At 70.5% G+C, this 23,055-nt stretch carries 17 protein-coding genes; 10 read left to right on the top strand and 7 right to left on the bottom strand.

Translation table 11 applies throughout. From position 1 onward, the window contains the following. Positions 1 to 52: 52 nt before the first annotated feature. A complete protein-coding gene (locus J2853_RS35730) occupies positions 53 to 763 on the bottom strand; it encodes a spermidine synthase (RefSeq protein ID WP_307565134.1) in 711 nt (236 codons plus the stop codon). 372 nt (positions 764 to 1,135) lie between these two features. On the opposite strand from J2853_RS35730, the gene J2853_RS35725 reads away from it, so the two are divergent. Then, complete coding sequence (locus J2853_RS35725; RefSeq protein ID WP_307565132.1) at positions 1,136 to 1,405, top strand: DUF1876 domain-containing protein; 270 nt, start codon at positions 1,136 to 1,138, stop codon at positions 1,403 to 1,405. A 209-nt stretch (positions 1,406 to 1,614) separates the two neighbouring features. Here J2853_RS35725 and J2853_RS35720 read toward each other — a convergent pair whose 3' ends face one another. The 3 genes from J2853_RS35720 to J2853_RS35710 all read right to left on the bottom strand — a co-directional run bounded on the left by J2853_RS35720 (position 1,615) and on the right by J2853_RS35710 (position 5,128). Next, the gene (locus J2853_RS35720; RefSeq protein WP_307565131.1) at positions 1,615 to 2,070 is read right to left on the bottom strand and encodes a DoxX family protein; all 456 of its coding nucleotides are present in this window, start codon (positions 2,068 to 2,070) and stop codon (positions 1,615 to 1,617) included. 517 nt (positions 2,071 to 2,587) lie between these two features. After that, the gene (locus J2853_RS35715; protein ID WP_307565129.1) at positions 2,588 to 4,789 is read right to left on the bottom strand and encodes an alpha-galactosidase; all 2,202 of its coding nucleotides are present in this window, start codon (positions 4,787 to 4,789) and stop codon (positions 2,588 to 2,590) included. A gap of 108 nt (positions 4,790 to 4,897) precedes the next feature. After that, positions 4,898 to 5,128, bottom strand: coding sequence for a hypothetical protein (locus J2853_RS35710; protein WP_307565127.1), 231 nt, complete (start codon positions 5,126 to 5,128; stop codon positions 4,898 to 4,900). Between the two features lie 159 nt (positions 5,129 to 5,287). Between J2853_RS35710 and J2853_RS35705 the strand changes: the two genes are divergently transcribed. Beyond that, positions 5,288 to 6,367, top strand: coding sequence for a WD40/YVTN/BNR-like repeat-containing protein (locus J2853_RS35705; protein ID WP_307565125.1), 1,080 nt, complete (start codon positions 5,288 to 5,290; stop codon positions 6,365 to 6,367). A gap of 2 nt (positions 6,368 to 6,369) precedes the next feature. Here the strand turns inward: J2853_RS35705 and J2853_RS35700 are convergent, their stop codons facing one another. Further along, positions 6,370 to 6,510 carry a hypothetical protein gene (locus J2853_RS35700; RefSeq protein ID WP_307565123.1) on the bottom strand — a complete coding sequence of 47 codons (141 nt, stop codon included), beginning with the start codon at positions 6,508 to 6,510 and terminating at the stop codon, positions 6,370 to 6,372. Between J2853_RS35700 and J2853_RS35695 the strand changes: the two genes are divergently transcribed. The 6 genes from J2853_RS35695 (at position 6,509) to J2853_RS35670 (ending at position 17,878) form a co-directional block, all read left to right on the top strand. Continuing rightward, a complete protein-coding gene (locus J2853_RS35695; RefSeq protein WP_307565121.1) occupies positions 6,509 to 9,730 on the top strand; it encodes an ATP-binding protein in 3,222 nt (1,073 codons plus the stop codon). The two genes, J2853_RS35700 and J2853_RS35695, sit on opposite strands and share 2 nt — an antisense overlap. A gap of 41 nt (positions 9,731 to 9,771) precedes the next feature. After that, positions 9,772 to 11,328: an MFS transporter gene (locus J2853_RS35690; protein WP_307565119.1), complete on the top strand. Its 1,557-nt coding sequence runs from the start codon at positions 9,772 to 9,774 to the stop codon at positions 11,326 to 11,328. A 749-nt stretch (positions 11,329 to 12,077) separates the two neighbouring features. Continuing rightward, positions 12,078 to 13,181, top strand: coding sequence for a DUF8094 domain-containing protein (locus tag J2853_RS35685; protein WP_307565117.1), 1,104 nt, complete (start codon positions 12,078 to 12,080; stop codon positions 13,179 to 13,181). 27 nt (positions 13,182 to 13,208) lie between these two features. Next, entirely contained in the window at positions 13,209 to 15,008 is a 1,800-nt protein-coding gene (locus J2853_RS35680; RefSeq protein ID WP_307565115.1) for a hypothetical protein, read from the top strand. After that, positions 15,005 to 16,792, top strand: coding sequence for a hypothetical protein (locus tag J2853_RS35675; protein WP_307565113.1), 1,788 nt, complete (start codon positions 15,005 to 15,007; stop codon positions 16,790 to 16,792). Before J2853_RS35680 ends, J2853_RS35675 begins: the two co-directional genes overlap by 4 nt. A 60-nt stretch (positions 16,793 to 16,852) precedes the next feature. Then, a complete protein-coding gene (locus J2853_RS35670; protein ID WP_307565111.1) occupies positions 16,853 to 17,878 on the top strand; it encodes a MinD/ParA family ATP-binding protein in 1,026 nt (341 codons plus the stop codon). A gap of 565 nt (positions 17,879 to 18,443) precedes the next feature. Here the strand turns inward: J2853_RS35670 and J2853_RS35665 are convergent. Then, a complete protein-coding gene (locus J2853_RS35665) occupies positions 18,444 to 19,901 on the bottom strand; it encodes a hypothetical protein (RefSeq protein ID WP_307565110.1) in 1,458 nt (485 codons plus the stop codon). A 90-nt stretch (positions 19,902 to 19,991) separates the two neighbouring features. Here J2853_RS35665 and J2853_RS35660 point away from each other — a divergent pair, with 90 nt between their 5' ends. Continuing rightward, positions 19,992 to 20,771, top strand: a complete 780-nt coding sequence (locus J2853_RS35660; RefSeq protein ID WP_307565108.1) for a glycoside hydrolase family 16 protein — start codon at positions 19,992 to 19,994, stop codon at positions 20,769 to 20,771. Positions 20,772 to 20,871: 100 nt separating this feature from the next. On the opposite strand, the gene J2853_RS35655 is transcribed toward J2853_RS35660, so the two are convergent. Further along, the gene (locus J2853_RS35655) at positions 20,872 to 21,381 is read right to left on the bottom strand and encodes a GNAT family N-acetyltransferase (protein ID WP_307565106.1); all 510 of its coding nucleotides are present in this window, start codon (positions 21,379 to 21,381) and stop codon (positions 20,872 to 20,874) included. A 186-nt stretch (positions 21,382 to 21,567) separates the two neighbouring features. Here J2853_RS35655 and J2853_RS35650 point away from each other — a divergent pair, with 186 nt between their 5' ends. Next, entirely contained in the window at positions 21,568 to 22,980 is a 1,413-nt protein-coding gene (locus J2853_RS35650; RefSeq protein WP_307565104.1) for an LCP family protein, read from the top strand. Positions 22,981 to 23,055 lie beyond the last annotated feature (75 nt).

Below are 23,055 nucleotides of genomic sequence, written 5' to 3'. Positions count from 1 at the left end.
AAGCGCGGCCTTCATCCTCTCTGCGACCAGGCGCTTCATGCGGCAGCGCTTCTCAGCTCGCCACGTAGACGGTGTTGGTCGACTCGCGACCCTGGAGTGGGTTGTGGAAGCCGACGACGTGAGCCTCCGAGGTCGCGAAGACCTCGGCCAGTACGGTCTGGAAGTCCTCGTCCGGCGGATCGTTCGACCAAAGGGCGAAAACGCCGTCCGGCCGGAGGTGGGCGGCGAGCCGGCGCAGGCCCGCGGGGGTGTAGAAAGCGGCGTGGCTGGGATGCAGCACGTGGCGCGGCGTGTGGTCGATGTCCAGCAGAATGGCGTCGAAGCGTCGGCCCGGAGCTTCGGGGTCAAACCCCGAAGGGGCGTTGACCAGTGCGAAGAAGTCACCGTGGACCAGGCGGCATCGAGGATCCGACGTCAACCGGGCACCGACCGGTAGCAGCTTCCGCTCATGCCACTCGATCACTTCGCCAAGCGTCTCCACCACCACGAGAGAGCGCACCCCCGGATGTTCCAGCACGGCCTGGGCCGTGTAACCGAGCCCGAGCCCGCCCACGACGACGTCGAGGTCCGTACCCGTCAGCTCCGCCAGCCCGAGCCGTGCGAGCGCGATCTCGGCCGCCGTGAACAGGCTCGACATGAGAAAGTCGTCGTCGAGCTTGATCTCGTAGACGTCGACGCCGAGAACGGGCTCCCGCCGGCGGCGCAGGCTGATCTCCCCGATCGGCGTCCGACGCCAGTCGAGCTCCTCGAACCGCGCACTCATCGCATCCGCCCATTTCCCGGTGTAGGTCGATCTGTTCTGTGGTGTGGATCGTCTGGCTCCACGCTCACCCGGAGAGGTCCGGCGACCACGGCCCGGCGTATCAACGACCTCGGCGCCCGGCCAGCCTACTCGCAGCGACAGATCGGTCGCGCAACGCTCCCGGGCGGCGGAGCACGCGCACCGTGAGAGTCCTCTCGTCGACGGACGGACCCGCGCGGACCTCGAACGGCAAAGCCCCGCCACTCCGGATCCCAAACCTCGCCGCCCCAGGTCCACGGCACGCCATGCCGGCTCCAAGGCGCACCATGCCGGATCCGGACCCCCTTCCTGCCGCGCCGGTGGAGGAGGAGGCTTGAAGGGGAGGTGTTCGCGATGGAACCCAAGCAATGGGATGTGCGGATCTTCATCAGCGAGGACGATGACGACGACGTCACCACCGCCAAGGCCGTGCTGGTGGGGTCCGGCGGCAGGAGGTACGAGAGCGTCGCCTATGCCCGGCGCAACCCGGATGACCAGCCCGTTCCGGAGATCGGCGACGAGCTCGCCGCGGGACGCGCCCTGGCCGAACTGGCGGGCAGGCTGATGAGGGAGGGAGCCGAGGACGTCGCCGAGCGGGCGCAGCAGGCGGCACGGGCCTGGTGAGGGAGGGAGGCCGAGGGCGTCGCCGGACAAAGGGCCCGGTGAGCCGCCGCGCATGACACGACCGGGGCTCGTACCGTGCGGCGGCTGCCCGCGGAGGCCCTCATCGGATCCGATGAGGGCCCGTGCCAGGGGTGAGCCCCGGAGATCGGGCCTTCACCGCGGCCGGCGGTCTCCGCGAGACTCCTGGAACGTGCTTTCGCGGCTCGCGCTCAGGCTCTTTCGAGATGCGCCGGGGCCGGGACCTGAACGGGGTCCCGGGATCCGTCGCGGCGGCGCTTGATCAGGGTGTCCATCGCCCACGGGCCTGGGCCCAGGATGGCGATGATCAGGAACGACCAGCAGAACAGCGCCGCCGGCTCGCCGCCGTTGCGCAACGGCACGAAGTCCTGCGGCAGATGCACCACGAAGTACGCGTACGCCATCGAGCCGGACGAGAGGATCGCACCGGCACGGGTGAAGAACCCCGCCAGTACGAGCGCGCCGCAGACCGTCTGGATGAGCGCGGCCCACCAGCCGGGCCAGGCCGCGAATTCGACGGCCTGACCGGTGCCGTGATTACCGCCGAGAACACCGAACATCGACGCCATGCCGTGGCACAGGAAAAGGAGACTCGTCACGACACGGAAGAGCGAGAGCACCGGCCCGTTTAATCGGTCGAGTTTCATGAGGTCACCTCTGTTTCTCGTGGCGTCCCGTATTCGTCGCCCGCGTACGGCGGCGCCGGCCGTACGGGGGCATGATCAAGGTCGCCGGGTTTACGGTGAATGAGGCACCGACGGAGACAGGCGGGATGAGCTGTGCCGGCACCGCTCACTCCCCGGACGAGAGTGAATCAGTTATCGCCGGGGCCGGTGCCCGGTCGGCCGAGGCCGATCGGTCCGGCCGAGCCATATGCCGATTTCGTACCGGTGTGGATCACGAATGTGTCCGCGCGCGCCTCCACACAATCCCCCGCGAGGGTCAAATGTCATGTTAAGGCACTCGATGTGGAATGTCCGATGCCGATGATCACCGTTAACCTGAATGAATCCAGTTCAGCATGAAAAATGAAGCTACATTGAGCAATGCAATGCTTAATGGCTTGTGTTCTATTTAACGGGCTAATGTACGTTTCAATGAGATGCCTTCATGGCACGTTCCAAAGACCGGCGGCTCTGCCCGTCACGCCTTCCGGAAAGCGGGTCAGGCCGGCCTTCGCACCTCGATGAGCATGGCCTGCTCGGGGTCGAGTGTCGGCATCGGCACTCCGGTCGTGGCCAGGACGACACCGGGGAGGGTCACCCAGCCGGTGAGCGCCTCGGTGATCCAGGCGGGGTCCCGGCTCTGACGCGTGGCGGGCGCACCCACCTCGGTCCGGATCCGCACCTGATAGTCGCAGGTCGTCGCCAGACCCGGAATCGGCACGCGTCCCGACTGTCCCTCCGCCGACGTGGCCGTGCGCGCCCAGCAGAACAGGCCGGAGGCGGAGTCCGCCGAGACCACGCCGTGCAGGAGGGTCGCGTCGTTGTCCAGGTCGGCCCGGACCACGCGGCCGCTGTGCAGCAGGCCACGGAACTCCCGGTACAGCGCCGCCCAGGAGGTCAGCCGGTCGAGCTCCTCGGGCGAGCACCGCGTCAGGTCCTGCTCGATGCCGGCGTGTCCGAACAGCGCGGTGATGAGGCGGAACGAGTCGGCGGTGACCCTCCGCGTGGTGTGACTCCGTTCCGGGCCGACGTGCGTCCCGACGAGTTCGGGAGGGATCAGCTGCGCCGTCCAGCGCTGGATCGCCTGGCGCTCGACGGGGTCGTTGCAGTCGGAGGCCCACACCCGGTCGGTCCGGTCGAGGATGCCCAGGTCGACGCGCCCCCCGCCGCTCGCGCAGGATTCGATCTCCAGGTTCGGGTGACGTTCCTTGAGTGCGTCGATGAGGCGGTACAGCGCGACCGTCTGGGCGTGGACGCCGGGCCGGTCCAGCCCGCCGGGCCCACGGCCGACGGCCTCGTGCAGGTCCCGGTTGTGGTCCCACTTGAGGTAGTCGATCGAGTATCGGGAGACGAGCCCGTCGATCGACTCCAGCAGGTGGTTCCAGGCCCGCTCGTCGGCGAGGTTCACCACGTACTGGTTTCTCGCCGAGGGGCCGAGCCCGGACGAGGGGCCGAGGATCCACTCCGGATGCTCTCGCGCCAGGTCGGAGTCCAGGTTCACCATCTCCGGCTCGAACCACAGCCCGAACTGCATGCCGAGCCGATGGACGTGGTCGGCCAGGGGGGAGAGTCCGTCCGGCCAGACCGTCTCGTCCACGCTCCAGTCGCCGAGCCCGGCCGTGTCGTCGCGTCGTCCGCGGAACCAGCCGTCGTCCAGCACGACGCGTTCCGCACCCACCTTCGCGGCGAGGTCGGCCAGTTCCCGCAGCCGGGTCAGATCGTGGTCGAAGTACACCGCCTCCCAGGTGTTGAGGACCAGCGGCCTCGGCGCCGACGGGTGCGCCTCCCGTGCCCGCAGCAGGGTGTGGAAACGGTCGGCGAGACCGTCCAGCCCCTCGTCGGACCAGGCGAAGTAGCAGGTGGGCGTCTGGTACGACGTCCCGGGAGCGAGCCGGATCTCTCCCGGTTTCAGCAGCTCGCCGCCGCCCAGCACCGAGGCGTGCGCGCCCGCTCCCTCGGGCGACTGCTCGACGAGGTAGCGCTGGTTCCCGCTCCAGCCCACGTGCAGGCCCCAGACCTCACCCGACCGGAACCCGAAACCCGGGACCCCGACGGTGAGCAGGTACGGGGAGTCCTGTCCGGGCTTACCGCGGCGGACCTCGCGGACATGTCCTCCGAAACCGAGCTGGCTCCGCTGCGGCGCCCGTTCGCGGCACCACTTCCCGGTGAAGTCCAGCACCTCGGCGGCGCGCCTCGGCAGCGGCAGGAACGTCGACACGTCGGCCACGTCGTACGGCGCCGCGCCCGTGTTCCCCGGTTCCGCGCGCAGGGTCATGGTGGTCTGGACCGCGAGGACGCCCGAGGCGTCGAGCCGGTAGGAGATCACGATGTCCAGGTCGGAGACGTCGTCCTCAAGGTGGACCACGAGTTCGGCGCCGCCGTCCGGCCGATCGTGCCGCTCGGCGCGCGCCAGGCGTGGACGGGGCGTCGACGCGGAGCCGTCCCGGTGGCCCTGGTGCGCCGGGGTGCCCGACCAGCCCTCGGCCTCCGTCGGCCAGATCGAGAACGTCCGGGGCACGTCGACGGCGTTGTTCAGCACCGCGGGCTCGCCGGTCAGGGCCAGCGCGGCGAGCCCCGCCTCGGACAGCTCTCCGAGGTCCTTTCCCCAGTGCAGCACGGTGGGCACCCGCCTGGTCAGGTCCACGGCGAGGCTCGTGCCCGCCGCGCGCAGATGGGCGATCCGTCCGTCACACCTGGGCATCGCTGTTCCTCTCCGAGGTCCCTGCGACCCGCGGGACGACGGCACGCTGTCTGAAAACCGAACAAGACAGTTCTATATATATCGTCATACTTCGGCGACAGGTGGCGCTCAGAGAGCCACGTCGCGGGAGGCGATCACCTGGACCCCCTCCGGGTCACGGCCCACCGGGGTGACCACGACCCTCCTCCCCGGGTCCTCGTAGCCGTGCTCCGTCAGCCACACCAGGGTGGAGGGATCCAGTTGGCTGAAGGCGATCGGAGAGGCGGGCGAGAAGAGGTCCTTGCCGGAGAGGACGTGGTCGATGTCGCCCTCGACGATCGAGAGTGTGTAAACGGTCATGACGGCCCCCGTGCTGTAGGTGTCCCGGGGAGATCCATACCCCGGCCCGGCCGGGACTCGCGGGGCGCGTCCGGCGGCGACCTCCACGTGTTGCGCGAACCTTCCCCGTACGCTCCACCTGGCGTGGCACCATGAGACGAACGGCGAAAGGGAAACGTCATGCGCGACGCACTCCTTGTCATCGGCACCCGCAAGGGCCTGTTCCTGGCCCGCTCCTTCGGCGGCGGCCCGTTCGAGGTCGAGCCGATCCACTTCTCCACCGTCGGGGTGCACGCGGTCGCGGTCGACACCCGCGGCCCGGCGCCCCGGATCCTCGCCGGGATCGAATACGGCCACTTCGGACCGTCCGTGATGTGGTCGGACGACCTCGGCAAGAGCTGGCAGGAGGCCGAAGAGGCGCCGATCGCCTTCCCCGAGCACACCGAGACGGCGCTCGCCCGCGTCTGGCAGCTGCGGCCCTCCCCGTCCGAGCCGGGCGTGGTCTGGGCCGGGGTGGAGCCGGGGGCGCTGTTTCGCTCCGAGGACGGCGGCTCCACGTTCTCCCTGGTGGAGGGGCTGTGGAACCACCCGCACCGGGCTCAGTGGCAACCCGGCGGCGGCGGTCTCTGCCTGCACACCGTTCTTCCCCACCCGACCGACGCGAAGGTCATGGCGATCGCGGTCTCCAGCGGCGGCTTCTACCGCAGCACCGACGGCGGCGTCTCCTGGGAGGCCGCCAACCGGGGGATCCGCGCGCCGTTCTTTCCCGAGGGCGCGCAGTATCCGGAGTTCGGGCAGTGCGTGCACAAGGTCGACGCGCATCCGTCCAGACCGGAGCGCCTCTTCCTCCAGCACCACTTCGGCGTCTATCGCAGTGACGACTTCGGCGGCTCCTGGACCTCCATCGGAGACTCGCTCCCCTCCGACTTCGGCTTCCCGCTGACCGTGCACCCCGACCGGCCCGACACCCTGTACGTCTTCCCCCTTCAGGCCGACGAGGACCGCACACCCGTCGACCACCGCTGCCGGGTCTTCCGCAGCGACGACGCGGGCACGTCCTGGCAGGCCCTGAGCGTCGGGCTGCCCGAGGGACCGGTTCACACCTCCGTGCTGCGCGACGCGATGCACGCCTCGTCCGCGGGCGTCTTCCTCGGCACCCGCGACGGTGAGGTCTACGGTTCCCGCGACGACGGGGAGAGCTGGTTCACCGTCGCCCGGCACCTGCCGGACGTGCTGACCGTGCGCTCCGCGCTGCTCTGAGGTCACCGGAGGGTCCGAGCGTCTTCGAGACCGTCCCACGAGGTGACCGGGCAGCCGGTCCCGGTGATCACGTCGGCCGGTCGTTCCGGCACGTTCCCGGAGTCCACGGGGCCGAAGGCGATCATGGTGGACAATTGGTGCATGCGGTTCGGCATCCTGGGGTCGACGGAGGTGTGGCTGTCCGACGGGCGCCTGGCGGCCATCGGCGGGCCGAGACTGCGCGCACTGCTCGGGCTGCTGTTGCTCGACGCCGGGCGGATGGTGACCTCGGAGCGGCTGATCGACGGCCTGTACGGCACGGCCCCGCCGGCCGGCGCCGTCAACGCCCTGCAGGCTCAGGTCTCCCGGCTCCGCCATCTCCTCGCCGGCGACGGTGACGTCGTCGTACGGCATCCCGCGGGCTACCTGCTGGCCGTCGCCCCGGAGAGCGTGGACGCGCACCGGTTCGAGCGGCTCGCGGCGGAGGGCCGCGGCGCCCTCGACGCCGGCGACCCCCTCCGGGCGGAGGAGACGCTGCGCGAGGCCCTGGACCTCTGGCGGGGGCCCGCGCTGGCCGACGTCCTGGAGGCACCGTTCGCCGCCGCGCAGGCGGCCCGCCTGGAGGAGCTGCGCATCGCCGCCACCGAGGACCAGGTGGAGGCGCGGCTCGCTCTGGGCCGGCATCGTGAGACCGTCGCGGGGCTCCAGGAGCTGGTCGCGGCCCACCCGCTGCGCGAGCGGCTGCGCGGCCAGCTCATGCGGGCGCTGTACGCGTGCGGGCGGCAGGCCGACGCGCTCGCCACCTACGAGGACGCCCGCAGACGGCTGGCCGACGAGCTCGGCGCCGATCCGTCGCCCGAGCTGGCGGCGACCCACCTGTCCGTGCTCCGGGCCGATCTCCCTCCGGCGACGCGCGCGCCCTCCCCGGCCGCGTCCCCGCCCGACGCGTCGCAGGACGTCCGGCACGGCATCCCCGCCCAGCTCACCACCCTGATAGGCCGTTCCGGCGAGCTGGCGCGGATCGGCGAACTGCTCGCCGGGGCCCGCCTGGTCACGCTCACCGGGCCCGGCGGCACCGGCAAGACCCGGCTGGCCGTCGAGACGGCGGGGCGAGAGCGGGGCGACGACGGGGAGGTCTGCTTCGTCGAGCTGGCGCCGCTGGCCGACGGCGCGGACGTGCCGCAGGCCGTACTCGGCGCGCTCGGGCTGCGGGAGAGTGGGACGCTGCCCGGATCGAACAGGCCGGCGCACGATCCTCTCATGCGGCTGACCTCGATACTCGCTGACCGGCGGATGCTTCTGATTCTGGACAACTGCGAGCACGTCGTCGGCGCCACGGCCGGGCTGGCCGCCCGGCTGCTGAGCAGCTGCCCGACGCTGCGCATCCTGGCCACCAGCCGTGAGGCGCTCGGCATCACCGGTGAGGTGCTGTGCCCGATCCCGCCCTTGGGTCTTCCTCCGGCGGACGCCTCCTCCGCGGAGGCGCTCGCCTTTCCCGCGGTGCGGTTGTTCGCGGACCGGGCGTCAGCCGTACGACCCGGCTTCGACCTGGGCGCCGACGTCGACGCCGTCCTGCACATCTGCCGGACGCTGGACGGCCTGCCGCTGGCGATCGAGCTGGCCGCGGCGAGGCTGCGGTCGCTGCCGGCCTCGGAGATCGCCACCCGGCTGGACGACCGGTTCCGTCTGCTGTCCCGCGGCAGCCGTACGGCACAGCCCCGCCACCAGACTCTGCGCGCGGTGGTCGAGTGGAGCTGGGACCTCCTCGACGAGGACGAGCGGACGCTGGCCAGGCGGCTGACGGTCTTCGCGGGCGGCGCCGATCTGGAGGCGGCCGAGCGGGTGAGCGGGCTGTCCGACGTGGTCGACGTGCTGAGCGGCCTCGTGGACAAGTCGCTGGTCGAGGTGGCGGACGACCGCTACCGGATGCTGGACACGATTCGTGCCTTCTGCGCGGAGCGACTCGCCGAGGCCGGCGAGGAGGAGGCTCTGCGCAGAGCGCACGGGGAATACTTCCTCGATCTGGCCGAGACCGCCGACCCGCATCTGCGCGCCGCGCGGCAGCTCGAATGGCTCCGGGTGCTGGACCGCGAGCACGACAACCTGCACGCCGCGCTGCACCGGGCGATCGAGTCCGACCCGGCGTTCGCGCTGCGGCTCATGTCGGCCCTGGCCGGATACTGGTGGCTGCGCGGGCTGCGGACCGAGGGAGCGACGCTGGCCGGTGAGCTCCTCGACCGGCTCGGTTCCGGGGTTCCCGACGGCCTGTCCCAGGAGTACGCCCTCTGCGTGCTGCTCGTCGCGTCGACCGGCGGTCACGATCCCGAGATCCGGCACCACATGGAAGCCGCCTACTCGATCGTGATGGCCCTGGACGAGCTGCCGAGGCAACCGGTCATCAACGTGATCTCCGCGCTGATCACCGGCCCCCCGAGCGATGACGACTACTCGGCGATGCTGTACCGGATGGAGCGGATCGGGGTGGATCCGTGGATGCGGGCGCTCATGGACTTCGGAGAGGGCCACCAGCAGCTGTGGAACGGGCGGCCGGCGGAGGCTCCCTGGATGTTCGATCGCGCTCTCGGAGGTTTCCGGTCCATCGGAGATCGCTGGGGAATCATGATGACGCTCTCCGCGCTGGCCGAACTCGCCGGCTGGCACGGGAGCATGGACGAGTCGAACGCGCTGATGAGTGAGGCTCTCGGCCTGGCCGAGGAGCTCGACGCCACAGCCGACATCGCGGAGTTGCTGCGCGTGCGCGCCGACACGAACGTGCGCGCGGGCGATGTGGACGGAGCCCGCGCCGACTACGAGCGCGCCGCCGGACTCGCGCGCCGGGTGGGCAATCCGGAGATCCTGGCGAGCGCCCGGCTCGGGCTCGGCGAGATCGCACGGCTCCTCGGCGACCTGGACGACGCGCAACGCCAGTACGAGGCGGCGCTGGCCTGCTGCAGGCCGGAATGGTACAACGGCAGCAACGTGCGGCAGCGGATCCACGTCGCGCTGGGCAGGCTCGCCGAGGCGAGGCAGGACACCGGGACGGCCCTGTACTGGCACCGCCTGGCCCTCGCTCCCGGCGCCGGTCCGCGGAACCTGCCGATCACTGCCCTCGCGATGGAGGGGCTGGCCGGGGTGGCCCTGCTGGAGGACGACGGGGAGCGGGCCGCGTTCCTGCTCGGCGTGGGTACGGCCCTGCGCGGCCTCGCCCTGGCGGGGGATCCCGACGTCGACCGCGTCCGTACGCGAGCCCGTGCGCGGATCGGCGTTCCGGCCTTCGAGCGGGCCTACGGGCGGGGCTCCGCGCTCACCTCCGGCCAGATGGCCTCGCTCAGCACCGACCAGATGCTCGCCATCGCCGAGGGGCCGTCAGCGACCGGTCAGTGACTCATCAGCGTTCGGTCAACGCGATTGCCGAAGCTACGGGCATGACTTCTTCTGCGCCTCGCAAGTGGGGCACGCTGGTGATCGCCTGCCTCGCCGTGTTGCTGCTCGCCATCGACCTCACGGTGCTGCACCTGGCCGCGCCCAAACTGGTCGAGGACATGCGCCCGTCGGCCACGCAGTTCCTGTGGATCGTCGATGTGTACGGATTCGCGCTGGCAGGGCTCTTGATCACCATGGGAAACGTCGGCGACCGGATCGGCCGGAAGCGGCTTCTGCTCATCGGAATGGCCGCCTTCGCGGTCGCCTCCGTCCTGACGGCCTACGCGCCGACTCCGGAGTGGCTCATCGCGGCGCGAGTTCTGCTCGGGGTCGCGGGCGCCACCATCATGCCGTCCACCTTGTCGATGATCCGCAACGTCTTCACCAACCCGAGGGAGCGTGCCACCGCGGTCGGCATCTGGAGCAGCATCTCCGCGATGGGTTTCGCCCTCGGGCCCGTCATCGGCGGGGCGCTCCTCAACCACTTCTGGTGGGGCTCCGTCTTCCTCCTCAACGTGCCGATCGCCGTGCTGATCATCATCGTCGGCCTTCTTGTGCTCCCCGAGTCGCGCAACCCCCGGCCCGGACGGCTCGACCTGGTGAGCGTGCCGCTCTCGATCGTCGGGATCGTCTCCGCCGTCTACGCGTTGAAGACCGGCGCCCACGACGGCCTCGCCCAGAGCGGCTTCTGGGTGGCCGCGGCGCTCGCCCTCGTCACGCTCACCCTCTTCACCCGGCGGCAGACCCGGCTGGCCGCGCCCCTCATCGACGTCCGGCTCTTCCGTCACCGCGCCTTCTCCGGGGCGGTCGGGGCGAACCTCATGTGTGTCTTCTCGATGCTCGCGTCGTCGCTCGCCTTCGCGCAGTACTTCCAGCTCGTCCTGGGCTGGTCGCCTCTCATCTCGGGACTCGCGAGCCTGCCCGGCGGTGTGAGCGCGGCGGTCGGCGGGGGCCTGGCGGCTCCGCTGGTCGGCGCCATCGGCCGGGCGCGCGTCGTCAGCCTGGGCCTGCTGCTGTGTGCGATCGGCTATCTGCTGTACAGCAGGATCGAAATGGACAGCGGCTACGCGTACATGGTGCTCGCCATGGTCGTCGCCGGCGTGGGCATGGGATTCACCTTCGCCGTCACCAACGACACCATCCTCGCGTCGGTCCCCAAGGAGCAGGCGGGCGCGGCGTCCGCGATCTCGGAGACCGGGTTCGAGATCGGGGGCGCACTGGGCATCGCCGTACTCGGAACCGTTCTGAACAGCACCTACCGCAACAACCTGGAGCTCCCGGCGGGCGTGCCCGCCGAGGCGGCGGCCCAGATCAGGGAATCACTCGGCGGGGCGCTGGAGATCGCCGCCACCCTTCCGGGCAGGCTTGGGGAGGCCGTCGCCGCGAGCGCCAGGCAGACGTTCCTCGACAGCATGCAGATGACCATGGTGACCGGCGCGATCCTGCTCGCCGTTCTCGCCGGGGTCGTGCTGTTCGCCCTGCGGGGTGTCCCCAAGGTGATCCCCGAGGTGATCCTCGACGACGAGGGCCGTGTCCAGGATGAGCCCGCCGCGGTCTGACAACCACCCGTTCCCGGTCATCGAGAGGCTCCGCGGGGGCGCCTCTCGATGATCGCTTTTTGTTTTCCGCGGTCTCGGCCGAGGGGTCCGCCGAACTCATCCGAGGGCCGCCACGACCGGCCGGGAAAGACGAGAGTCCATTCTCCTCGACCGGCGCATCGGACCGAACGGTCAAACACATGAAATGAGTTCATATCAACTCGCTATGAGCACTTGCGGCAATCCCATCCATGAAAGCCGTTTCATGACATCCCTCACTCCAGTGCTCGTCGAGGAGGCGGAAAGCCCAACACGAGGCGAACGACAGCCTTGCTCAAGGGAAATGCTAGATCAACAAGAAACGCCGGAGAGCATCCGAAACCATCGGATGAGATCAAATCTCTAGAGAGGACCTGATACGGTCCACAGGCGACGCAGTAGCAGGTCACGACGCCACAGATTTCGGACATGCCGTATCTGCATTTAAGCCTTATTTATATCCAATAGCCATAAATGCTAATTACTCTTCCCCTTTACCTTCCCAATAGATCACGGTCAGTCTAATATTTGGACCTATGTCATGGCGTGCATCAGATTTCCCAGATGGGCAGGCTGGATCCTCTGGCCGTGGCGATGCTTCCGCAAGACAGGACTCCGAACACGTATCCGAGTGGCACCCCGAGCGTCTCCTCGCGGCATTCGATTGGCGGAAGGTCATTCTGTTCGGAGCGATTTTAGCGATCATCGCTGGAGCGGCGTTCTGGCTCGCGGTGAGAATCCCCTCCGAGCCTTCCCTGGCCGCGAATCCGATCAAGCCTCCCGCGACGGACTGGGACAAGCCCGTACCTCCGTCGTCGACGCCGACCCCCTCCCCCTCGAAGTCGTCGAAGCCGACCAGGAGCGGCACACCGAAGCCCTCGCCCAGCCCCAAGCCCTCCCGCGCGGAGAAACCGGAGACCAAGGTCGCGGTCCCGCCGCCGTCCGCCGAGCCGCCGGCTCGGACCGGCCCACCGCAGCTCACTCCCAAAGAGGCGTACGGCATTCACGGCCGTTACCAGCGGGGGCTGTCGGCGGCTCAGGCCAGGAAGGACCGGGACGCCATGGGGAAACTGGAGCACGGGCTCGCGCTGGAGATGACACGGGCCGGTTTCAAGACCGCCGAAATGCAGGGGACCTCGTTGGCGTCGGGGATCTGGCCCAACCCGAAGGTGTGGATCCCCCGCCGGGTCGAGGGCGGCGCCGACTGGTTCGTGGCGATCTCGTACGAACCGGGGGTCGCCCGGGTCATCGACGTCATGAGCTCCGCCCCCGGCGGGTGGCGGCTGGTGGCCTCCGCCGCCGACGCGCGATCCACCCCCGGACGGTTTCCCAAGATCGCGACTGACTCCGAAGGCTATGCCACGAGCCTGCCCGGGGACGCCTCCGGGCTGAGCGCGACGCCGCAGCAGATCGCACGCGCCCATCTGGCGAGCCTGGAGAGGGCCGAGGCCGACCCGCGGTTCGCCGACGGACCGTGGACCAGCGAGGCGGTGCTGTTCTGGCAGCAGGAGCGCGCCCAACTACAGGAGGCCGACTGGACGCTCACCCTGGACTACCGCCTCGAAGGGCCGGTCCGTGCGATGAGGACCGGCGACGGGGGCGCCCTGGTCTGGTACGGCGCCCGCTCCACCGAAATACGTAAGGCTCAGAAGGAAGGCGCCCAGGTCACTCTGAAGGGTTCGGCCGCCGTCCGGACCGAGAACAAATCCTTCGCTCACTCGGTGAGCGCCACATACGGACGCATGTACGTCACCTATGTCCCCCCCGCCGGTTCCACTGATCCCGCCCGCGTACTGGGCGAGTGGAGCGATGTTCTGGAGAGCCACGGCGACTGACGTCCATCGGAAAGAAAAGGAACCTTCATGACACCCTCTCGTAAGCCCTCGCGCGCGACGGTGATCACTGCGAGTGTCGCGATCGGCGTCTTCGGCGCCGGTGCCGGGTTGGGAACCGTCATCGCCATTCGTTCCAATCCCATCGAAGATCAGGTGATACGCCTGGCCGCGGGCACGTATCACCTGGACGACCGTGCGGGGGCATGGACGTCCCAGGCCGCGGCCGGCGGTGACCAGCCCGTCCCGCTCTCCGGCGCGGACGCGGGCAGCACGATCACCAAGGAGTCCGACGAGCAGCGGGTCTGCCTGACCGCGACCGTCGACGGACGCGCGGTCGGGGCCGGAGGGAGCGGCTGCGCCGCCCTTCCCGTCCTGGCCGTCGCCGCCGCCGCCGTGGAGACCCTGCAGCGGCCGGGAAACCCCAAGAGCACCCCGACCCAACCGCCGCCCAAGACGTCTTCGGCACCGAAGCCGGCGACGCCGAAGACCACCGCGCCCAAGACGCCGGTGCGGCCTCCCGCCGCCGCCCCCGCCCCCGCCCCCAAGGCGCCGGCGAGACCTCCGGCGGCCGCCCCGAAAGCCCCTCCGAAGGCCCCTCCGGCTCCGACGCCGACGCAGAAGATCACCGGAAACGTCTCCGAGAACGGCAGCGTGGTCAGGCGCGTCCCCGACGCGCCGGCGTACGTCACGCTGGACCCCCTGCCGACGCCCCCCGAGACGAGACCCTCGCGCAACGCGCGCACCGCCCAACCTCCGGCCCTGAAGCCGGCCCTGCCGTCCGACGGCCTCAGGCCGACCACCCCCTCCGAGAGGAACAGGACCACGCCGCCCCAGCGTTCCGGCGATCCGGTCGTGCCTCCGGGTTCGGGGGCGAGGAAGCCCACGGTGCCTCCGCGACCCTCGGGGACGGCCAAGCCGACCCGGCCCTCCGGCCAGCTGAGGCCCGCCCTGCCTCCGGTACTTCCCCGGCCCTCGGACACGTCCTCCCGGCCGGATCCGACCCTTGCCCCGACCGGGCCGGCGGAGCGCGCGAAGCCCCCGTCCGCCGATCCCGGCAACCCGCCCCAGGCTCCCGACGGAACCGCGCCCGCCCCCCAGCCCATCCCCGAGGGCGAGGCCCAGCTCCCCGTCTTCCGGGATCCGGAGCTTCTCCGGCAGGCTCGGGAAGCCCTGGGACTGGACAGGGGCATGCGGTACACCGACGAGAACGGCGTATGGGACCTCAACATCGCCCCGCCCGGCACTCCCCCGTGCCGTGACTACTCCCTGGAGGAGCTGCAGGCGCTGGGCACGTCCCCGAGCGCGTCGGGCGCGGTCCAGAACGAGCAGGGCACGGCCGTCAGCCCGACTGTCCCCCGTGACTCGTGCCTGTGGCCCGCCTTCATCCGCTGGCTCTACGCGGAGCCGGAGCCCGGGGAGGTCAGTAACTGGACCAAGGTCACCGGACTGCTCAAGCGGAACCTGGAACTCGTGCTGACCAACCCCGCACCCGCGCCCTCCGCCCCGATCGGCCGGCCCTCCATCCAGCCCGACCCCGCCCGGCCCGACACCGTCGAGCCCGACGCCGGCCGGCCCGACACCGTCGAGCCCGACACCGGCCAGACCGGCCAGTCCACCCCCCGCCGGATCGACCCCGGCCAGATCGACCGGCCCGACACCGTCCAGCCCAACCAGCCCGACCAGCCCGGCCGGGTCGACCAGCCTGACTCCAGCCGGTACGACCGGTTCGACCAGCCTCGTCGATCCGGTCAGCCCGGCCGGGTCGATTCCGTCCGGCCCGGCCCCGGCCAGATCGAGCCGGACCCGGACGAGTACACCGGCCCATGAGCACACCCACCGGAGCCGGGCGCGAAACGCCCGGCGCCGGCCAGGGGGCGGCCTGGGTGAGCGAGCACGGCGCGCACCTGATGGACTACGCCGCCTACCATCTCGAATCCGGCAGGGCACCGGCCGCGGTCATGTCCGCGCTGACGGCCTGCCGGGCGGAGGCCGCCCCCGAGGACGTCACGGTCCGGGGGCGGCTGCTGGCCGTACTGCGACGTGACTGCCGTACCGCGCCCGGATACCGGGAGCGGTACGTTCCGGGCTCGGGACCCGGCATGCCCGACGCCCTGCTGATCGAGCGCGTCTGGACCCTCGTCGACCCGCTGGGCACCGAGACGCTCAGGTTGATGTACCGCCACGGGCTGCCCGTGCAGGACCTCGTCCACGTCCTGGCGATGCCCATGGACGAGGTCAACAGGCTCGCCACCCGTACCCAGGATCTGATCGAGACGCTCGTGAGCGGGCTGGACGCGCTCGCCCACGGGCGTCGCGCCTGCCCGGAACTCGCTCCCCTGGTCGACGCCGTGTTCCCCGAAGGACAGGACGCCACCGTACGGAGCACGCGGTCCGGCGCCGAGTCCGAAGGCGCACGCGCGGCCCTTCTCTCTCACATGATCAAGTGCTCCGTGTGCACGCGGCCGATCAACATCCGCTACACGGTTCCGCAGATGATCTCCCATCCACCGGTGTCACCCCTCGCCCCCGAGGTCCGGCAGCTGTTCATGGACTCCCAGCGCCGGGCCGCGGCCTCACCCGCTCCCGCTCCGTCCGTCCCGACGCCCGCCTCCCCCTCGCCCGCACCGGTGTCCGCTCCTCCCGCCGAGACGTCACGCGCGCCCAGGCTCCGCATGACGCCCTACCCCCCGGCGGCTCCGGGACTGTCCGCGAAACCGGTGGGAGGCGAGCCCGCGGCGACCCCTTCGAGCCTGCCCGACCTACCGCCCCTGCCCCCACCCCCGCGGACTCGTCCGGTCCGGCCGCCGTCCGCGCCGCCCGTTCCCGGGCACGACACCCCGCTCTACGACGCCCTGCTCACGCAGGCATGGGCACGTGAGGTCCTCGCCCAGAGCGAGGAGGTCACCACCATGATCCCTCGACAGGCCGCCGCCCCCGCGCAGCCCACCGGCTCCGGGGCAGGCGGCCCGCCCGGCGTCTCGGGGCCCGTCATCCTCCCCGGACAGGCCGCCGTCGAGATGCGCGACGACGCGCAAGTGCCGAGGCTGCGGTTTCACGCCGAATTCGACGATCAGCCGGAGAAGGACGGGATCGGACCCGGGGTCCGGCTGGTGGAGGCGCTCGCCTGGGCGGGAGCCCGGGTCAGGACCACGACCATCAAGATCGTCATCATCGTCGTCGCGGGCGCGGCGGGCACCCTGACCGGGATGAACCTCCTTGGTCCCTCCATCGAGACCAAGGAGCCGACGAGCTCCCTGCAGGCCTCCACGACCCAGGAGACTCAGGACCCCTGGACGGCCGACGCCCCCGCCGACCCCGACGGAATCGCCACGCGCCTGCGGATCCCGCCCGTCGTGACGCTGGACGAGTTCGGCCAGGGCAGCATCGTCCTCACCCTGTCCGGAGATCCCCTAACGTGGCGGATATCGGCTCCCGGCCTGGCCGTGACCCCCTCCAGCGGCACGCTGAAACAAGGCCGCACGGAGGTGATCACCCTGCGTGCTCACCGGATCCGCCAGTGGTGTGGCACCCCGGCCTCCGTCACCACCCCGCTGACCGTCCACGGACCCGACGACTCGATCACCACGACGGTGCGCTGGCGGACCTGTTGACGACCCTCTGGCCACCCCACCCCGCCTCCCGTGAAAGCTCTCTGTGAAAGGACCTTCGCCATGACGGAGACGTCCCCCCAGACCCAGGCCCAGACCTCGCCTCCCGCCCCCGCCGCGCCCGCTCCTCCTGCCGCCCCCGCCGAGCCGTTCCACGAGACGGTTCCGCTCACCGCCGAGCACCTGCTCACCAACCGCCGGCCCGAACCGGCAGGCGGGTGGCGCCGCCTCGTCTGGCTGCTCTCCGGCCGGAAGATCATTCCCGCGGAGTCCGCGGCGGAGCAGGAGCGTCGCACGTTGATAGCCCAGGCTCAGACCCCCGTCGCGAGCGGGCATCACCGGATCGCGGTCATGAGTCTCAAGGGCGGGGTCGGCAAGACCACGACGACCGTCTCGCTCGGCAACACCCTGGCCTCCCTGCGGGGGGACAGGGTGATCGCGATCGACGCCAACCCCGACCGGGGGACCCTCGGCATCAAGGTCAAGTCCGAGACGGCCGCGACCATCCGCACCATGCTCGCCGAGGCCCCGCACATCCTCCGTTACGCCGACGCACGCGCCTTCACCTCCCAGTCGCCCGCCCGGCTGGAGGTCCTCGCCTCCGACACCGACCCCGCCGTGAGCGAGGCGTTCAACGCCGAGGACTACCGCACGGTCGCCGGGCTCATCGAGCGCTACTACTCGATCTGCATCACCGACTGCGGAACCGGCCTGCTCCACGGCGCCATGGGCGCGACACTGGAGCTGGCCGACCAGATCGTGCTGGTCAGCCTGGTCGCGGTGGACGGGGCGAGCTCGGCCGCCGCGACACTGGACTGGCTCACCGCCCACGGGTACGCGGACCTGGTCAAGAACGCCATCGTCGTGCTCAACGCCGTGGAACCCAAGTCCGACGTGGACGTGGAACTGCTGGAACGCCACTTCCACTCCCGCTGCCGGGCAGTGATCCGCATCCCCTACGACCCCCACCTCAAAGAGGGCGCGGAGGTCGATCTGGTCCGTCTCCGCCCCACCACCCGGGGCGCGTACCTGCGCCTGGCGGCGGCCGTCGGGCAGACCTTCGGCCAGCGCCCCGACCGGGGCCACTAGTGCGGCCGATCCCCGAGGATCCCGCGCTCAACTGGGACCTGGGCCCTCCGCCGCGTCCACGGCGGATGCTCATCGTGGTCGTCTCGATCGTGGGAGCGATCCTCCTGGCGGCCGGCGCGTGGCAGGTCATGCGGCCGGGGTCCGATCCCGCCGTGGTCGCCTCCGGCGAACCCGTCGGCGACACCGTCCTGCTCGCCCCGCCCTCCGGCTACGAGGGGGAGGCCGGCTACCCCGTCGGTTTTCCCCACACCGAGCTGGGAGCGGCCTCGGCGGCGGCGGCCGCGCTGGAGGCGGCCTGGACCCTGGATCTCGAACAGGCCGAGCAGGCGGCCGTCCTGTACGCCCCGCCGGAGCAGCATGACGCCGCCCGCGGCGGCGCGCAGGAGGCGGTCGCCGGTTGGCGGGAGATCCTCGGCCTCCCCAAGGACGGAGCGCTTCCCGAAGGGGCGGCGATGCAGACGAGGACGATCGGCATCCAGTGGAAGGCCCGCGCGAAGGACCAGGTCCAGGTCTCCGTCCTGGTCCAGGTGACCGCGACCAAGGGCGTCCAGGACACCGACCCGACCTACTCCAGCCCGTACGCCATGAGCCTGCTCATGAGCTGGAACCCCGACATGCGCGGCGCGAACCGCGGGGACTGGGTCAACATCCCCGACCCCCTGTCCGCCACCGTGCCGCAGGTCGCCCTCCCGGGCACCCCCGAGTTCACCGCCGCAGGCTGGAAGCCTCTCTCCGGCCCGGCGCCCACCCAATAGAGACAGATCCAGGAAGAGCCATCAATGCCCCCACGCAGCTCGTCCCGGCGGGTCACCCTGGTCTCAGGACTCCTGCTGGCCGCGGTCTCTGCGACGACCAGTGCGATCATCGCCCAGCCATGGGCCGCCATGGCGGATCCCGGCGTGACCGCCGTTCCACCGATGTCGCAGAGTGCCGATCCCCCACCCGTGGAGACCCTGCCCGAGACGGAGGGCGGCCAGTGGGTTCCCCCCGCCGGTCCGGCCCCCGATCGTGGCGAGGACTCCCCGCCACCGGTGCGCAGACCTCCCCCGGAGAGAGCCGTCGTGCCTCCCCCCGAGAGAACCGCCGCGCCTCCCCCGGAAAGGACCACCGCACCGCCGCCCGAGAGAACCACGGCGCCTCCCCCGGAAAGGACCACCGCACCGCCGCCCGAGAGAACCACGGCGCCTCCCCCGGAAAGGACCACCGCGCCTCCCCCCGAGAGTGCCCCCGCGCCTTCCCCGGAAAGGACCACCGCACCTCCCCCCGAGAGGGCCGCGGCACCGCCCAGGCGCGCCGCCCCCACAACGGCACCGTCCAGGAACTCCAGGGACCTGGAGGCGCCGAACGGGTCACGGGTCAACCCGCCCGTGAGGGTCAGGCTCACCTCGGAACCGTCCGAGGACGCCGAGGGCCCATCCGAGCGCCCGTCCAGGGACCCGTCCGAGGAACCGAGGCCCACGGCACCGGCCGAGAGCACCGGACCCACGGCGGCCCCCGACGCCCCCGAGACGGCCCCGTCCTCGCCGAGCTCGACCCCGGAGGCGTCCGAACCGCCGGATCGGCCGGACCCGACCTCGGCTCCCCCGGACGACACGCCGAGGCCCGCACCGAGCCGCACCGCCACGGTCAGGCCTCCGGACCCGAGACCGGCCACCTCGAAGCCCCCCGAGACCAGGACCGCCCCGGTCACCGAACCCACCGCCACGCCCCGGCAGCCGGCGTCCCGTCCGGCCGTCACCTTCGATCCCACCGTTCTCGACGAGCAGGCCGACACCGCCCGTGTTCCCATGACGTACACGGTCTCGGCTCCGTCGACCCAGGCGGTCGTTCCCATGCCGCCGGTGAAACGATCCTCAGCGGATTTCTGCCAGGTCGAGACCGCCGTCACCTGCTGGAGTCTCGCGCCCTGGCGCAGCCGTACCTTCGATTCGCCTGAGAGCTCGCCGGCCTCGAAGCAGGCGTCCGCGTCGGCGCCTCGATGGGCCTTCGCACCGCCCGTCTCCGGCGTCGCGACACCGAGCACGTCCGCTCCCTCGCCCCTCGCGACGAACAGGGTCGGTTGCTGGAGCTTCAGTCCTTCCGCGCTCTGCGCCAGATCATGGGAAGAACAGTCTTGATCAGCAGATCCCTCATGAGGGTGGCCGTGCTCGGCACGGTGACGGCTCTGGCCGTGAGCACCCTCGGCGCGGCCCGAGGGGAGGTGGCCGCAGGGCAGGCGGCCGCCTGCCCTCGGGCGACCGGTGAGGCGAGCGCCGCCCAGGCCCGTGCCTGGGGCGCGCCGGCCTGGTGCGCGGAGTTCGACGGCCACCTCGATCCAGCCGACTGGGTCTTCTACGACTCCGCCGGGCACGCCGGCAACGGCCGCCGTTCCCCCGAACAGCTCTATCTGGGAAACGGAGCGCTCTACCTGCACGGCCGTCCCGACGGGACCACCGCCGGGCTGGCCACCCGGCATACCCAGACCTACGGGCGCTGGGAGACCCGCATCCGCCTGTATCCGGGCGCGGGTTCCTACCATCCCGTCGCCCTGCTGTGGCCGAAGGACGGCGGCGGCGGCGTGCGGAGCTCCACGAGCGAGGAGGTGAACTTCCTGGAGCTCATCGACGACCCGGACAGGCAACACCCCAACTTCTTCCTCCACACCCCCCGGGGTCAGGAGCAGGCCCGCGCCGATGTGGACCTGACCACCTGGCACACCTACGCCGTGGAGAACACCCGGAACGGGGTCGTCGGCTACATCGACGGACAGGAGTGGTTCCGTTCCCCCAACGCCACCCACAGCCCGATGTCGGCCTGCCTGCAACTGGACTGGTTCCCCGGCCAGGGCAGCGGGGGTGAGGCCTGGATGGAGGTGGACTGGCTCCGCGTCTACCCGCTCCAGGCCGCCGGCTGAGCCTTCCGATCACCTCACCGGACAAGAGGGTGCGGGCCCCCCGGGGGTCCCGCACCCTTCGCACGTCCGCGAGCCCTGTGCGACTCCGGCGGCACGCGGCTCAGGTTCCGGCGGGCAGGCGCATCTGGAGGATCTGGCCGGGCCACTCGCCGACGCTGAAGGTCTCGGTCCTGGTGAAGCCCCGGCTCTCGTAGTACGTCACCAGCCGGCCGTCGTCACCGGCGTAGCAGTCGACCCGGACCAGGGTGATCCCCTGCTCGGCCGCCTCGGCCGAGGCCCGCTCCAGCAGGGCCGCTCCGACGTCGCGACCGCGAAACCGCTGATCGATGACCAGAGCCCTGATGTAGACCTCGGGTTCGAGAACCGGCGTGATGTCGTCCGTCGGAGGCCCGAGGACCATGCATCCGGCGGGTTCGCCGTCGATCTCGGCGATGCGCATCCCGTCCGTCCTCGCCCAGGAGGTGACCCGCTCGACGTGGGTGGGATTGGCGGAGAGCGGCAGGCTGCCCCACTGGCGGGTACGGCCTTGGGCGGTCAGCCACGCCACCGCGCTGTCGAACATTCCCAGGACGGCAGGAACGTCGCCAAGATTGCCATCTCGGATAATCATCGGCGGATCGTAACAGCACCAATCGCCCATCAGGGTCTGTCGTCCTCCTTTTTACAAGATTCCAGGTCATAGCGCTTTACTTAGATTCTTACCTGACTCTTATGGAGGATAAGTACACTTGGCGATGGACCGTATTCCGGTCCCTCAGCCACGGGTGCATTCCCTGGCCCGTCCCCCAGGAGTCACGTGAGCAGCGGGTTGACCGACGCACCCCCGAAGCCCTCAGGCCCCACACCGCCCCGCGCCCGCCGCAGGTGGCTGTGGTGGCTGGTGGCCCTCGTGACCGTGGTCGTGCTCGTGATAACGGGTACGGTGGCCGGCGTCTACGTCAAGCTGGCCGGGAACGTCAAGCACATCGACGTCACGGCGGCGGACCTCGGGACCCGCCCCGTCAAGGTCGCGACCAAGGCGATGAACGTCCTGGTCGTCGGCTCCGACCAGCGCGACGGCAAGAACGCCAAGTACGGCGAGGTCCCCGGCGAGCGGACCGACACGATCATGCTGGCGCACATCTCGCCGAAGCGGGACAACGCCATGATCATCAGCTTTCCCCGGGACTCGATGGTCCAGCTCCCCGCCTGCCGGGCGCAGCAGGGGCTCGCCGGCCAGCAGGCACACCTGGGCATGATCAACGAGTCGTTCAACTCCGGCGGCATCACCTGCACCTGGAAGACCATCGAGTCGCTCACCGGCATCCACATCGACCACTTCGTGAAGGTCGACTTCACCGGCTTCAAGGGCATGGTCGACGCGATCGGCGGCGTGGACGTCTGCATACCCGAGGCGATCAACGACAAGAAGGCCCTGCTCCACCTGCCCGCCGGCAAGCAGACCCTCATGGGCGAGCAGGCCCTCGGCTACGTCCGGGCCCGCTACAGCCTGGGCGACGGCTCCGACATCGGGCGCATCCAGCGGCAGCAGATGTTCATCGCCTCAATGGTCAAGAAGGTCATGAGCGGCGAGACGCTCACCGATCCCGCCAAGCTCCTCGGATTCCTCGACGCGGCCACGAAGTCGGTCACCACCGACCCCGAGCTCACCCCGGGCGTCATGAAGGACCTCGCCTCAAGCGCCCAGGGGCTGGCCGCCGGGCAGATCCACTTCATCACCACCCCCTGGCGGTACTCCGTCGTCCACCCCGGCCGGGTGGAGTGGGTCCAGCCGCAGAGCAAGCAGCTGTTCCGCATCGTCGCGACGGACCAGGCGATCACCGGGTCAGGGGTCAAGGGCGGGGAGTCCAAGGTGGCCCGATCGAAGATCCAGGTCGAGGTACGCAACGGGACCAACCGGTCGGGCCTGGCCACACAGGTGGCCGCCCAGTTGGAGGAGCGGGGATACCACATCGCCAAGATCGGTGACGCGAAGCGCAAGCCGTACCCGACGACCACGATCGCGTACTCGCCGAACGGCGCGACCAACGCGCCCACCCTCACTCGCGACCTGCTCGCGTCCAAGGGCCTGCTCGCCGCCCAGGCGACCACGGCGAGGCTCGTCCTGACGATCGGCGACGACTGGAAGGGCCTCAAGGCGCTTCCCCGCAACGACACCGACAGCCTGCAAGGCTTCGACGCCACCCATGACTCGTGCGCCGGCGCCTGAACGGTTCCCCGGCCGTTCACCAGGAGACTCCTGGATCCCCGTAAGGCACATGTGTTAGTGCAAAGCCCATTAAGT

It is taken from the genome of Streptosporangium lutulentum, from assembly GCF_030811455.1.
Taxonomy (GTDB): Bacteria; Actinomycetota; Actinomycetes; order Streptosporangiales; family Streptosporangiaceae; genus Streptosporangium; species Streptosporangium lutulentum.
The sequence above is the reverse complement of the archived record's forward strand: the minus strand, read 5'-3'. Positions and strand labels throughout refer to the sequence as shown.

What these genes read in the sequence shown, in the direction of transcription:
- J2853_RS35730 (WP_307565134.1), bottom strand. Translation starts at nt 763, where the DNA reads ATGAGTGCGCGGTTCGAGGAGCTCGACTGGCGTCGGACGCCGATCGGG.
- J2853_RS35725 (WP_307565132.1), top strand. Translation starts at nt 1,136, where the DNA reads ATGGAACCCAAGCAATGGGATGTGCGGATCTTCATCAGCGAGGACGAT.
- J2853_RS35720 (WP_307565131.1), bottom strand. Translation starts at nt 2,070, where the DNA reads ATGAAACTCGACCGATTAAACGGGCCGGTGCTCTCGCTCTTCCGTGTC.
- J2853_RS35715 (WP_307565129.1), bottom strand. Translation starts at nt 4,789, where the DNA reads ATGCCCAGGTGTGACGGACGGATCGCCCATCTGCGCGCGGCGGGCACG.
- J2853_RS35710 (WP_307565127.1), bottom strand. Translation starts at nt 5,128, where the DNA reads ATGACCGTTTACACACTCTCGATCGTCGAGGGCGACATCGACCACGTC.
- J2853_RS35705 (WP_307565125.1), top strand. Translation starts at nt 5,288, where the DNA reads ATGCGCGACGCACTCCTTGTCATCGGCACCCGCAAGGGCCTGTTCCTG.
- J2853_RS35695 (WP_307565121.1), top strand. Translation starts at nt 6,509, where the DNA reads ATGCGGTTCGGCATCCTGGGGTCGACGGAGGTGTGGCTGTCCGACGGG.
- J2853_RS35700 (WP_307565123.1), bottom strand. Translation starts at nt 6,510, where the DNA reads ATGCACCAATTGTCCACCATGATCGCCTTCGGCCCCGTGGACTCCGGG.
- J2853_RS35690 (WP_307565119.1), top strand. Translation starts at nt 9,772, where the DNA reads ATGACTTCTTCTGCGCCTCGCAAGTGGGGCACGCTGGTGATCGCCTGC.
- J2853_RS35680 (WP_307565115.1), top strand. Translation starts at nt 13,209, where the DNA reads ATGACACCCTCTCGTAAGCCCTCGCGCGCGACGGTGATCACTGCGAGT.
- J2853_RS35675 (WP_307565113.1), top strand. Translation starts at nt 15,005, where the DNA reads ATGAGCACACCCACCGGAGCCGGGCGCGAAACGCCCGGCGCCGGCCAG.
- J2853_RS35670 (WP_307565111.1), top strand. Translation starts at nt 16,853, where the DNA reads ATGACGGAGACGTCCCCCCAGACCCAGGCCCAGACCTCGCCTCCCGCC.
- J2853_RS35655 (WP_307565106.1), bottom strand. Translation starts at nt 21,381, where the DNA reads ATGATTATCCGAGATGGCAATCTTGGCGACGTTCCTGCCGTCCTGGGA.